We start from the raw sequence: 12,858 nt of genomic DNA on the forward strand, positions 1-12,858 counted from the left end.
ACAGGCTTGCCGTCGAGATCGGCAGCAGAGATTGCTTCCAGCGTGCCGTCGGTCGAAATGGCAACCTTGGCAACCTTGGAGACCAGCTCCTGGAAGCCTTCGTTGCGGGCAACGAAGTCGGTTTCGGAGTTCAGCTCGATAACGGCAGCCTTGGTGCCTTCGCTGGCAACGCCAACAAGACCTTCAGCGGCCACACGGCCTGCCTTCTTGGCAGCCTTGGCCAGGCCCTTGGTGCGCAGCCAGTCAACAGCCGCTTCCATGTCGCCGCCCGTTTCGGTAAGGGCGGTCTTGCAGTCCATCATGCCAGCGCCGGATTTCTCACGGAGCTCTTTTACCATCGCAGCGGTAATGCTCATCGATTGCCTCGTGGATGGGGGTTTCAGATAAGACACGCTTTAGCCGTTGGCTTTGCGCGTCTTTATGACGGGACTGCAACAAATCGCAGCCCGCCTTGCGAATTCAACAGTGAACTGCCGCGGCTGGCCGCGGCAGGAGTTGACTTAGGCTTCAGCTGCAGCCGCTTCGGCCTCGGCCGGAGCTTCTTCAGCAGCTTCTGCGAGTGCTTCTTCAACCGGAGCTTCTTCCGATTCGCCGATATCCATGCCGGCTGCACCCTGTGCGCGGGAGATGCCGTCGATGGCAGCGCGGGCGATCAGGTCGCAGTAGAGCGAGATCGCACGGCCGGCGTCGTCGTTGCCCGGCACCGGATAGGTGATGCCTTCCGGATTGGAGTTGGAGTCCAGGATCGCGGCAACCGGGATACCCAGACGGCGGGCTTCCTGGATGGCGATGGCTTCACGGTTTGTGTCGATCACGAAGATCAGGTCCGGGATGCCGCCCATGTCCTTGATGCCGCCGAGGTTCCGCTCGAGCTTTTCACGCTCACGGTCCATGAACAGGCGTTCTTTCTTGGTCAGAGCATTGGCAGCGTCGGAAGAAAGGGTCTCTTCCAGCTTGCGAAGGCGCTGAATGGACTGGGAAATGGTTTTCCAGTTGGTCAGCATGCCGCCGAGCCAGCGGGCATTGACGAAATACTGAGCGGAATTCCGTGCAGAGGTTGCAACAGCTTCCTGAGCCTGACGCTTGGTGCCGACGATCAGAACGCGGCCACCACCGGCAACGGTGTCGGAAACGGCTTTCAGAGCCTGATGCAGCAGCGGAACCGTCTGGGACAGGTCCATGATGTGAACATCGTTGCGTACACCAAAGATGTACTGACCCATGCGCGGGTTCCAACGGTGTTTCTGGTGACCAAAGTGCACACCAGCTTCAAGCAGCTGGCGCATGGTGAAATCGGGCAATGCCATGGCCCTTATCTCCTGAGTTTTCCGGTTTGACCTCCGCAAGAGGATGTGGACCGCAGGATTTTTTTCCTTCGGCCACCGGATGGACCCCGATAAGCTCGGTTTCCGCCCCTTGCGTGTGGAATGCGCGCCTTATAGTTGGGAAGAAATATTATTTCAAGGCCTAGGGACCGGATTTCTCAACAGGAGTTGCCAGCGCCTACATCAATTTGACGGTCTCGGTCCGAACATATGTCAGTGCCGCGCGCTTCAGCTGAAAAACGCTTGCCTCCAAACATCGCAATTTTTACGTATAAACGGACAAGGAATCCAGCTTAATGTCCACCAAAGGCATCAACCACCTCGGTCTTACCGTCCGCAACCTGGATGAGACGACGTCCCTCTTCATTGATCTGCTCGGTTGGAAACTGCTGGCACGCGACGACAGTTATCCGCGCACGACTGTATCGGACGGCACCTGCCGCCTGACACTCTGGCAGGCTGACCGGTCGCAGCCTATGACAGACTTCGATCGCAAGACCAATATCGGCCTGCATCACGTTGCCTTTGAAGTCGGCAGCAAGGAAGACCTTCTTGCGCTGGCGGACAAGATTCGCGTCTGGCCCGGTGTGACAATCGAATTCGAACCGGAACCGCTTGGCAGCGGACCGCGCCAGCACATGATGTTTCTGGAACCCGGTGGAATTCGTATCGAAATCGTCTGGCCGGCGCAGGGATGATCCAGGCTTCGGCCGCACAAGGTTACGGTGAGACCGGTCACAAACGTGCCCTCCCATGAAACGAAACACGCGGACGGGTTTCCTCCCGCCCGCGCGTTCCTGGCGCCTCCCGGATTTTCCCGGTTATTCCACACCGGTCCCCTGCACATCCCCGATGGACCAGCGGTTTTCCTGAACGCGGACGAACTTGGCATCCTTCCGCCGCTTTTTCTCCTCGACAACCGCGACTTCCGCCGAATCTTCGGCGCTTCTGAGCGCGAGCGCGATGCTGCCGACTTGCTGTGACTGCACAATGACCTCCGACTGTGCCGGGGTGAGTTCAAGTGTGGCGGTACGCTGCGGCGACAGGGTCTTGGTTTCCTGTTCACCGGCTGTGGTCTGGTCAATGGCCAGCACGCGAATGTTTTCCAGAATGGTTTCACTGGTCACGTGACCGTCACCGATCTTGCGGGTCAGGATGACATCCACCTTGTCGCCCGGAAGGATAAAGCCGCCCGCAGAGGTTTCCTGCTCGACCCGGACAGCGATCGCCCGTTTACCCTTCGGCAGAAGAGCCGCCATGTAGCCCTTGTCGGTGTTGATGAGGCGCTCCGTCCGGATCGGTTCGCCGGAATAGATCCGAGCTTTTGCGATTCGCCCCAGAAGCATTTCCATTGCAGACGGGTCGATGTCCTTTGTCACCACCCCCTCTGGCACGGCACTCTCCGGCCAATCCGCCCATTCCAGATCCTTGTCGGTCAGTTTCCCGCCAAGAGGAATGTCCTTGGCCGCAACCAGAACCTTGGTTCCGGTCACCACCGGCGCGACTACGACGGGGATCACCGGTGCTTCTTCCTTGTTCATCACAAGATAGAAAGCCCCAATTCCGGCACCCGCTGCAATGAGCAGCACGAACAGTCGAACGAATTTCATCACCAATTCCCAAAACTTCCACGCGCTACCGCGTTGTTGGGAGGAGAATGCGGGCGGAGTCGTCAAAACAAGACTAACCGGGAAAGAGCAATTCGGATTACTATTAATGAAAGACCAATAACTCCAGACGCTTTGAAACTTCATCCGCGGAAATTCGCCAAAATTGAAATTTGGCCGGACAAACGCCGCTACAATTTATTTGCCGTCCCTTCAGTCACAGAGAGATCAAAATCTATTTTTACGTGCAATATTTCCAAATGCACGCATGTTTTGTTAAGTCAGACAACGCAAACGGCTTGACTTTCCCGCCAAAGCGGTGGTTCCGCTTAACCGCCTTGGATCAGGCCAACTGGACGTCGGTCACTCCCGGAACGGCCTTGAGCGCACCGGCAATTTCGGGCGACAGGCGGAAGCGGCCCGGCAATTTCACCTCAACCTCGCGCGCACCGTTTTCCAGCAGCACGATCACCGTCACATCACCCTCGCCCCTCACCTGCAGCTGCTTGGCAAGGCTCGGGATCGGCCGTTCGTCGCGGACAAAGACACGCATGCTCTTCTGCAATCGGGCAGCCACCTTGTCGATCGGGTCTACCTGCTCGATGCGCAGCGATGGTTCATCATCGCGCATATCGGCACCGACCAGCACGACGACGGACCGGCCCGCCTGCAGGACATCGCGGAACTGCTCAAGCTTTTCGCGGAACAACAGCGCTTCGTATTGACCGGTCGCGTCGGACAGACGGGCGATACCCATGCGCGTGCCCGATTTGGTTTTGCGCTCCTGCATGGAGACGACCGTTCCGGCAAGGCGGCCGTGGGAGGCTCCCTTTTTCACGGCCTCGGAAAACTGCGCCCACGGCTGTGCGCGCATCTTCTCCAGAACACTTGCATATTCGTCAATCGGATGGGCGGAGAGGTAAAATCCGATGGCGGCATGTTCGCGCTGCAGCTTTTCTTCGTTGGTCCAGCCATGGACCTCGTCGAGCTGCAGGGGTTCCTCGCTGTCGCTGCCGCCGAAAAGTTCGTCCTGGCCGAGCGTCCTGTTTTCTTCCGTCCGCTGCGCCAGCCCCATGATCCGGTCGAGTCCTTCGAAGACTTTGGCCCTGTTTGGTTCAAGCTCGTCGAACGCACCGGCGGCCACGAGGTTTTCAAGCGTCCGCTTGTTAAGCGCTTTGGGCGAAATCCGGCGGGCGAAATCCCCCAGGCTCTTGAAAGGCTTGTCGCCGCGCACTTCGACGATGTGTTCCACCGCCTGCTCGCCGACCCCCTTGATCGCCCCCATGGCGTAGAGGATCTTGCCATCGGAGACATCGAAGTAGACCTGCCCGCGGTTGATGGACGGCGGTTCGATGTCGATCTTCATGCGGCGGGCTTCCTGGCGGAAGTCACCCAGCTTTTCCGTGTTGCCGAGATCCAGTGTCATGGACGCGGCCATGAACTCCACCGGGTGGTTCGCCTTGAGCCAGGCCGTGTGATAGGAAACCAGCGCATAGGCGGCGGCGTGGGACTTGTTGAAACCGTAGTTTGCGAACTTGGCCACCAGGTCGAAAATGGTTCCGGCCTGGGTCTTGTTGATGCCGCGTTCCACGGCACCATCGACGAAACGCGCCCGCTGGATTTCCATCTCCGCAGCGATCTTCTTACCCATCGCGCGGCGCAGAAGGTCAGCTTCACCGAGGGAATAGCCGGACAGCACCTGGGCGATCTGCATTACCTGTTCCTGATAGACGATGATGCCGTTCGTCTCCATCAGGATGGGTTCCAGGAGCGGATGCAGGCAGTCCGGGTCCTGCTCGCCGTGCTTCACCGCATTGTAGACCGGAATGTTTTCCATCGGGCCGGGACGATAGAGTGCCACCAGCGCGATGATGTCCTCGAAACGGTCGGGTTTCATGCCGGCGATTGCCCGGCGCATGCCCTGACTTTCAAGCTGGAACACCCCGAAGGTCTCGCCCCGTGCCAGAAGCTGGTACGTCGGCAAATCGTCGATCGGCAGGCTCGCCACATCGACCTTGACCCCGCGCCGCTCGATCAGCTTCACGGCGGTATCGATCACCGTCAGCGTTTTCAGGCCGAGAAAGTCGAACTTCACCAGGCCTGCGTCTTCCACCATCTTCATGTTGAACTGCGCCACCGGCATGTCTGAGCGCGGATCGCGGTAGAGCGGCACGAGCTTTTCCAGCGGCCGGTCGCCGATCACCACGCCGGCGGCGTGGGTCGAGGCATGCCGGTAAAGCCCTTCCAGCTTCTGCGCCATGCCGAGCAGACGCTCGACGATCTCCTCTTCCCGCGCAGCTTCCCGAAGGCGCGGTTCGTCCTCGAGCGCCTGGCCGAGTGTCACCGGATTGGCCGGATTGGCCGGCACCAGCTTGCAGAGCCGGTCCACCTGGCCATAAGGCATTTGCAGCACGCGGCCGACATCGCGCAGAACGGCGCGGGCCTGCAGCGATCCGAAGGTGATAATCTGCGCCACCTGCTTGCGGCCGTATTTCTCCTGAACGTAGCGGATCACCTCTTCGCGCCGGCTCTGGCAGAAGTCGATGTCGAAGTCGGGCATCGACACACGTTCCGGATTGAGGAAGCGTTCGAACAGGAGCGAGAAGCGCATCGGGTCGAGGTCGGTGATGGTCAGCGACCAGGCCACTAGTGAACCGGCACCGGAGCCGCGGCCCGGCCCGACCGGAATGTCATTGGACTTCGCCCATTTGATGAAGTCGGCAACGATAAGGAAGTAGCCGGGAAACTTCATCCGCTCGATAATGCCGGTCTCGTAGTCGAGCCGTTCCCAGTAGTCCTTTTCCTCAAGACCCGGGGCCAGACCATGAGCTTCGAGGCGTGCTTTCAGGCCTTCGCGGGCCTGACGGATCAGTTCCGCGGCCTCGGCCTGTTCGGCCTCCTCCGGATCCGCATCGGCACCGGCGAAACGCGGCAGGATGGGATTGCGGCGCAAGGGCCGGAAACTGCAGCGTTTCGCGATTTCGACCGTCGAGGCCAGTGCTTCGGGCAAATCGGCGAACAAGGCGCACATCTCCGCCCGGCTCTTGAAATAGTGCTCCGGCGTCAGGCGGCGGCGATCTTCCTCGATCAGCACACGGCCCTCCGAAATGCAGATCAGGGCATCGTGGGCTTCGTAGTCTTCCCGTTTCGGGAAGAAGGCCTCGTTCGTGGCAACCAGCGGCAAGCCCGTTTCATAGGCAAGGTCGAGGAAGGTGTTTTCCGTCTTGCGCTCCGCCTCCATGCCGTGGCGCTGGATCTCGACGTAACAGCGGCCCGAGAATCCTTCCGCAAGTTTGCCAAGACGTTCCCGCGCCAGATCCTTGCGCCCTGCCAGCAGAGCCGCCCCGACCGGCCCGTTGGCGCCCCCCGTCAGCACGATGACATCCTCGGCCTTGGAAAGCAGATAGGCTGCAGACACATGCGGCCTCAGGCCCGTTTCCGTATCCAGAAACGCCCTGGAGGACAATTCCATCAGGTTGCCGTAGCCGGCCTCTGTCATGGCGATAAGAACAACATCGGCGAGTGCAGGCTCGCCGCGACGGCCGCTCTCCAGCCCGTCGTCGAAGAATACGGACAGCTGACAGGCCGTGATCGGCTGGATGCCCGCTCCCCAGGCCTTGCTGGAAAATTCCTGGGCTCCGAAGAGATTGTTGGTGTCGGCGATGGCCAGGGCGGGCTGGTCGTCTGCCTTGGCAAGATCCAGAAGCTTCTTAATCGGCAGCGCGCCTTCCAGAAGCGACAGCGCGGAATGAACCCTGAGATGGACGAAACCGGGGCCGGTACTTTCCCGTCCCTCGGCGGCGGGCTCTAACGGAGCCTCGTTATCTTTGGTTTCGGAACCAGTCATGTCAGCGCTCTTATCGACTTCCAGAATCAGTCGTCAAGTGAAGCGCTTTCCGGGAAGGCTGTCGAGCAGCCGGTAGAGTTGTCACCGCTGTTCTTTGACGCCGCGCAGAAATGGACGGGCAACGCAAAGCTCGGGCGTCTTTCCGATCAGCAACATTTGCGGCCGCCTCCCGGCAAGTGCGGGAGCGTAGCCGGAACCGTCACCCGAGCGAGAACAGAACGTCGCCCCAAACGGCAAGCGTGGTGCAGAAGCACACCAGAGAACTGAAAGCAGCGAAATCACGAACGATATGGATCATCACACCCTCCACCCCTTTACTCTTGGGTTGAGTGAATATGTTCCATCTTTGTTCGCTTTGCAAGCCCTTTTTGTTCTCACTCCTTACCGGCAAATCAAATTTGCTGAAAACCTTGAGTTATTGCTTTGTTCCGGCTTTCTCAGCCCGCGCCTTCCAGCCACCGCAAACCGCTGCGGATGGCTGTTATGACCCGGCTAAAGATCCCTGACCAACCCGTCCTTGAGGGTGATCGCCCGGTCCATCCGGCCGGCCAGCTCCAGATTGTGCGTGGCAAAGAGCGTCGCGACCCCGGACGCGCGCACCAGTGCCGACAAGGCATCGAACACATAGTTGGCGGTGTTGGGGTCGAGGTTGCCCGTCGGCTCATCGAGCAGAAGAATGCGCGGCGCGTTGGCGACGGCACGGGCAACAGCGACGCGTTGCTGTTCGCCGCCGGACAGTTCCGACGGCCGGTGCAGGCCTCTTTCGCCCAGACGCATGTATTCCAGCAGCTCCTGAGCCCGTTCCGCAGCGACTTTCTTCGCAAGCCCGCGGATCATCTGCGGCATCATGATGTTTTCCAGCGCCGTGAATTCCGGCAGAAGGTGATGAAACTGGTAGACAAAGCCAATGTCGTTGCGCCGGATAGCGGTGCGTTCGTCATCGGAAAGATCCGAGCAATTGACCTGCCCCAGGAACACATCTCCCTCATCGGGGCGCTCCAGAAGTCCGGCAATATGCAGCAGGGTCGACTTGCCGGTGCCGGAGGCGGCGACCAGCGCAACCATTTCACCGGCTTCGATGCGAAGATTGGCCCCATTGAGGACGTGCAGCTTGCGGTCGCCTTCGTCGAAGCTGCGGGTGATGCCGGCAAGTTCCAGTGCGGCCGGAGCGAGCGCGGGATCCTTTCTCGGATCGACAGCCATGTTCATCTCCGTCTCCCTACTCATACCGGAGCGCTTCAACCGGATCCAGCCGGGCCGCGCGCCAGGCCGGATAAAGCGTTGCCAGCAGCGAGAGCACCAAAGACATCAGCAATACGGTTATGGTCTCGCCAGTGTCGATTTCGGCCGGAAGCTTCGACAGAAAATAGAGCGTTGGATCGAAAATCTGCGTGGACGTCAACCAGGACACGAACTGGCGAATGCTCTCGATGTTGAGGCAAACGACCAGTCCCAGTACGAAGCCGGCGAAGGTGCCGACGACGCCGATGCTGGCACCGGTGATCAGGAAGATCCGCATCACGGACCCGCGCGTCGCTCCCATGGTTCTGAGAATGGCGATGTCGCGCCCCTTGTCCTTCACCAGCATGATCAGGCCGGAAATGATGTTCAGCGCCGCGACGAGAACGATCAGCGTGAGGATGATGAACATCACGTTGCGCTCCACCTCGAGCGCGGAAAAGAAGGTGACGTTGCGCTGCCGCCAGTCGGTGATGAAAGTCGGCCGATTGGCAGCCTCCTCCAGAGCCCTCCTCATCACTTCAACTTTGTCGGGATCGACGACATAGACCTCGATGCCCGTGACCTTGGTATCCATGTTGAAATAGGCCTGAGATTCTTCCAGCGGCATGAACAGGAAGGTGGAATCGTATTCGCTCATGCCGATCTCGAAGATCGCCGTGATCGGATAGGCCTTGAGTCGGGGCGTGACCCCCATAGGCGTGACGCTGCCACGCGGGGAAATGATGGTGATGTTGTCGCCGGTGGTCAGGCCGAGCTGCTGGGCCATGCGGGAGCCGACGGCAACCCCCTCGCCTGCATCGAAGCCGTCAAGCGTTCCAGAGCGGACATTTTCGGAGATCAGCGGAATGCGGCGCAGGTCACTTTCATGGACACCGCGCACAAGCGCGCCAAGGTTTCCGGCAGGCCCCGATACCAGCGCCTGGCCTTCCACGAACGGAATGGCGCTTACCACCTCCGGCACCCCCTCGAGCCGTTTTGCCACCGGATCATAGTCGGTAAGCGGCATGTCGATGGGCTGTACCAGCATATGGCCGTTGATGCCGAGGATCTTGTCGAGCAGTTCGGAGCGGAAGCCGTTCATCACGGCCATGACGATCACGAGGGTCGCAACCCCCAGCATGATGCCGACAAAAGAGAAGCCTGCGATCACGGAAATGAACGTCTCGCGCCGGCGGGACCGCAGATAACGGCCTGCGATCATCCATTCATAGGCGGAAAAGGGCCGTGTGGGCGCTGCATTCGTCTGTCCCTGGTCAACGTCCGCCGTATCTACCGCTGTCATTGTCCATCCACTTCAGCAATGTCCGTTCACTTCAGCAACGCCCCGCGGCCCCGGCGATCCATTGTCTGGTTTGCCGCGGCCGAATCCCACCCCAGAGGATTGACGGACTTGCCTAGTCCGTCAATGCCGCGGTCAGCTTGTTCAAGGTCGCTTCCGGAGAAAGCATTTCCTTTTCCCCAGTTGCACGGTTCTTGACTTCCAGGAGGCCGTCCTTGAGCCCGCGCGGACCGGCCACGACCTGATACGGCAGACCGATGAGATCCATGGTCGCGAACTTGGCGCCTGCCCGCGTGTCCGTATCGTCGTAGAGCACTTCGATGCCGGCGGCTTCCAACTTGGCGTAGAGATCCTCGGACGTCTTGTCGGTCAGCTCGTCCCCGGGCTTCAGGTTGACCAGTCCGACATGGAACGGCGCGACCGACTTGTGCCAGATGATTCCGTTCTCGTCATGATTGGCTTCGATCAAGGCGCCAAGAAGGCGGGAAACCCCAACGCCATAGGACCCCATGTGGACAGGCACCTCGGTTCCTTCCGCGGTTGCCACCTTGGCCCCCATCGGTTCGGAATACTTGGTGCCGAAGTAGAAGGTCTGGCCAACCTCGATCCCGCGGGCAACGATCCGCTTGTCCTCGGGCACCGAAGCCTCGAATTCGGCCTTGTCGACGATGTCTTCGGTTGCTGCGTAGTGAGCCGTCCAGTCCTTGACGATGGGTGTCAGATCGCCATTGAAGTCGATTTCCTCACCCGGCGTTTCCTTGGTCAGGTAGTCGGCATGGCAATAGACTTCGCTTTCGCCGGTATCCGCCAGCACGATGAACTCGTGGCTGAGATCGCCGCCGATCGGACCGGTCTCGGCCCGCATCGGGATCGCGGTCAGGCCCATGCGCTTGTAGGTCCTGAGGTAAGCGACGAACATGCGGTTGTAGGCTTCCACGGCCTTTTCCTGATCCAGATCGAAGGAATAGGCATCCTTCATCAGGAACTCTCGCCCGCGCATCACGCCGAAACGCGGACGCACTTCGTCGCGGAACTTCCACTGGATGTGATAAAGGTTCAGCGGCAGATCCTTGTAGGACTTCACATAGCTGCGGAAGATCTCGGTGATCATTTCCTCGTTGGTCGGACCGTAGAGCATGTCACGCTCGTGTCGGTCCGTAATGCGCAGCATCTCCTTGCCGTAGGCATCGTAGCGTCCGCTTTCCCGCCACAGGTCGGCGGACTGGATCGTCGGCATCAGGAGCTGGATCGCACCGGCGCGCGCCTGTTCCTCTTCCACGATGCGTTCAATCTTGCGCAGGACCTTCAGTCCGAGCGGCAGCCAGGAATAGATCCCCGCGGATTGCTGCCGGATCATGCCGGCCCGCAACATCAGCCGATGGGAAACGATCTCTGCTTCCTTGGGCGTTTCTTTCAGGATGGGCAGAAAATATCGGGAAAGGCGCATGAATATTCTCTCAATCTTGGGCAAAGCCTGGGCCGCAATCAGGAATTTACCTTGGTCACGGCCTTTCGCGCAGTCAAAGCGCAAGCCGCGCCCAATTACAAGCCCTTTGCGCATGACCTGCCGGCTTTTGCAGACCTTGCAGGCAAAGGCGGCAAAAATCAGCCCGTTCCATACATTTTGCCGCCTAAATTAAGCGCTCTTTACCTACTAATACTTTAGTTCGAAATACCCCTAAGGAAGCGGGCAAGCAAAAAAATCAAACTGCATACGACAAACAGGTGACAAGCGTGATTCAATCCGCTAGGTTTCGTTCTCATAAAAACAGGAGCCTTGGTAGAAATACCAAGAAGCTCAAGGACATCGCGGTCTGAGTCTTGGGAGGAAGGACCCTCAGGCGCACCTTCGGGTTCGCAGCCGCCCGACCGGATTGATAACAACGATCGGTAAGGGAAGCAGGGTCAATTTAGACGCGGAACTTTTTAAAGGCAGGGCTTATCGCTCTGCCTTTTTTCTTTTGCCGAATTCCGTGTGAGACCGGCCCGCGCCGTCCCGCTGAACGCGCTCAGTTTCCCGGAAGGCCGTAGTTGCTTGCAGGCGGGTTCAGAAAGGGAATGTCGTCCAGACCGAAGCCCGCGTTCCGCAATCCCAGGTATACGCCGAACAATACCGTCGCCGCGATCGTGGTGATCACGATCACCTTGAGAAACTGCGGCCGCTCCGGAGCACTCGGTTCGGAACCCGGCACCACTTCGCCTGCTTCTTCCTGAGTCCGGCGCATGCCGAAAGGCAGAATTGCGAACAGCAGGATCCACCAGATCATGAAGTAGATGGCAGCGCCGAACGCCAGGGACATGTCTTCAAGCCTCTTCCAGCTCGGTCAGTGTACCGAGAAAATCCTTCGGGTGCAGGAACAGCACCGGTTTTCCGTGCGCGCCGATCTTCGGTTCGCCATCGCCGAGCACCCGGGCGCCACTGGCCACCAGCTGGTCGCGCGCAGCGATGATATCATCGACTTCGTAACAGACGTGGTGGATACCGCCGAACGGGTTCTTTTCGAGGAACTTGGTGATCGGCGAACTGTCGCCAAGCGGCTCCAGAAGTTCGATCTTGGTGTTGGGCAGGTTGATGAACACCGTGCTGACGCCATGGCCGGGCTGTTCTTCCTTTGCAGAGACCTCCGCGCCGAGCGTGTCCCTGTAAACCGCCGCCGCCGCCTCGATATCCGAGACAGCGATTGCCACGTGATTAAGCCGTCCGATCATGCACATTCCTCCAAGTGGGCAACCCGCCGGCTCTGCATCGCCAGGCCTGTCCGCTCCGGCAGCAGACCTGTCGCCGGAATCCCCGCCGCGCTTGCGCCGGAACACTCCGGCTTGAAAGCCGGTCACCGCGTTGTTTTCGCGGATCTGCCCGCAAATACAAGCTGATCCTTGTGACTATGACTATAGTTGGGTCACCATCACCTTGCAGAGCGTCTTTTTGCCCCACACGTCCAGGATCTCGGCCCTGGCGGCTCGCCGTGCGGCCTCGCCGACAAGATCCTTGTCCTTGCGCCGCGCTTTCGGAATGCTCGTCACCGCGCCGACAATGGCCTTGATAACGATATCCTCCATCGGCTCACCGTCGTCGTCCGTGTCCGGTAGCCCCAGCAACGTCACATCCGGATCGGCAAGAAGCTCCCCTGCCCGATTGACCACCAGAGAGACCACTGCGGCGCCCGCATAGGAAAGCTTGCGGCGCTCCTTCACACCGGTCACTTCCGGATCGTCCAGGATCTCGCCATCCTTCACCAGAATACCCGACGGTGCCTCGTCGATAACCGCGGCCCGGCCGGCGGTCAGGCGGATGATGTCGCCGTTCTTGCCGCGCACCACTTCCCGGATCCCCTGTCCGGCCGCGAAGGCGGCATGGGCCGCAAGATGCAAGGGTTCGCCGTGGACGGGAACCACGACTTTCGGCTGAACCAGACGGTAAAGCTGCTCCAGCTCGCCGCGGCGCGGGTGACCGGACACATGAACCAGTCCGTCCCGGTCCGTGACGATTTCCACGTCCTTGTCCGCAAGATTGTTGAGAACGGCGCCGACATCCTTTTCGTTGCCCGGAATGGTGCG

11 protein-coding genes are annotated in these 12,858 nt (G+C 59.7%); 1 reads left to right on the forward strand and 10 read right to left on the reverse strand.

Annotated features, from left to right (window positions below; genetic code table 11):
* Nucleotides 1–356, reverse strand: a 356-nt coding sequence (gene tsf / locus ACQY7U_RS24265; RefSeq protein ID WP_428650551.1) for a translation elongation factor Ts, incomplete at its 3' end; no start/stop codon positions are given.
* Nucleotides 357–500: 144 nt separating this feature from the next.
* Complete coding sequence (rpsB, locus tag ACQY7U_RS24270) at nucleotides 501–1,307, reverse strand: 30S ribosomal protein S2 (RefSeq protein ID WP_428650553.1); 807 nt, start codon at nucleotides 1,305–1,307, stop codon at nucleotides 501–503.
* 314 nt (nucleotides 1,308–1,621) lie between these two features.
* On the opposite strand from rpsB, the gene ACQY7U_RS24275 reads away from it, so the two are divergent.
* A complete protein-coding gene (locus ACQY7U_RS24275; protein ID WP_428650556.1) occupies nucleotides 1,622–2,023 on the forward strand; it encodes a VOC family protein in 402 nt (133 codons plus the stop codon).
* A 123-nt stretch (nucleotides 2,024–2,146) separates the two neighbouring features.
* Here ACQY7U_RS24275 and cpaB read toward each other — a convergent pair whose 3' ends face one another.
* The 8 genes from cpaB to ACQY7U_RS24315 form a co-directional block, all read right to left on the reverse strand.
* Nucleotides 2,147–2,935: a Flp pilus assembly protein CpaB gene (gene cpaB / locus ACQY7U_RS24280; protein ID WP_428650559.1), complete on the reverse strand. Its 789-nt coding sequence runs from the start codon at nucleotides 2,933–2,935 to the stop codon at nucleotides 2,147–2,149.
* A gap of 340 nt (nucleotides 2,936–3,275) precedes the next feature.
* Nucleotides 3,276–6,779 carry a DNA polymerase III subunit alpha gene (gene dnaE, locus ACQY7U_RS24285; protein WP_428650561.1) on the reverse strand — a complete coding sequence of 1,168 codons (3,504 nt, stop codon included), beginning with the start codon at nucleotides 6,777–6,779 and terminating at the stop codon, nucleotides 3,276–3,278.
* Between the two features lie 492 nt (nucleotides 6,780–7,271).
* Nucleotides 7,272–7,988 carry an ABC transporter ATP-binding protein gene (locus tag ACQY7U_RS24290; RefSeq protein ID WP_428650564.1) on the reverse strand — a complete coding sequence of 239 codons (717 nt, stop codon included), beginning with the start codon at nucleotides 7,986–7,988 and terminating at the stop codon, nucleotides 7,272–7,274.
* Between the two features lie 10 nt (nucleotides 7,989–7,998).
* Entirely contained in the window at nucleotides 7,999–9,303 is a 1,305-nt protein-coding gene (locus ACQY7U_RS24295; RefSeq protein WP_428650567.1) for a lipoprotein-releasing ABC transporter permease subunit, read from the reverse strand.
* A 112-nt stretch (nucleotides 9,304–9,415) separates the two neighbouring features.
* Entirely contained in the window at nucleotides 9,416–10,747 is a 1,332-nt protein-coding gene (gene proS / locus ACQY7U_RS24300; protein WP_428650569.1) for a proline--tRNA ligase, read from the reverse strand.
* A gap of 562 nt (nucleotides 10,748–11,309) precedes the next feature.
* The gene (locus tag ACQY7U_RS24305) at nucleotides 11,310–11,600 is read right to left on the reverse strand and encodes a DUF1467 family protein (RefSeq protein WP_428650572.1); all 291 of its coding nucleotides are present in this window, start codon (nucleotides 11,598–11,600) and stop codon (nucleotides 11,310–11,312) included.
* Nucleotides 11,601–11,604: 4 nt separating this feature from the next.
* Nucleotides 11,605–12,009: a methylmalonyl-CoA epimerase gene (gene mce / locus ACQY7U_RS24310; protein WP_428650575.1), complete on the reverse strand. Its 405-nt coding sequence runs from the start codon at nucleotides 12,007–12,009 to the stop codon at nucleotides 11,605–11,607.
* 180 nt (nucleotides 12,010–12,189) lie between these two features.
* On the reverse strand, nucleotides 12,190–12,858 hold a 669-nt coding region (locus ACQY7U_RS24315; protein WP_428650578.1), incomplete at its 5' end, for an MBL fold metallo-hydrolase RNA specificity domain-containing protein.

The sequence above is a fragment of the Roseibium sp. genome, assembly GCF_050301095.1.
Taxonomy (GTDB): Bacteria; Pseudomonadota; Alphaproteobacteria; order Rhizobiales; family Stappiaceae; genus Roseibium.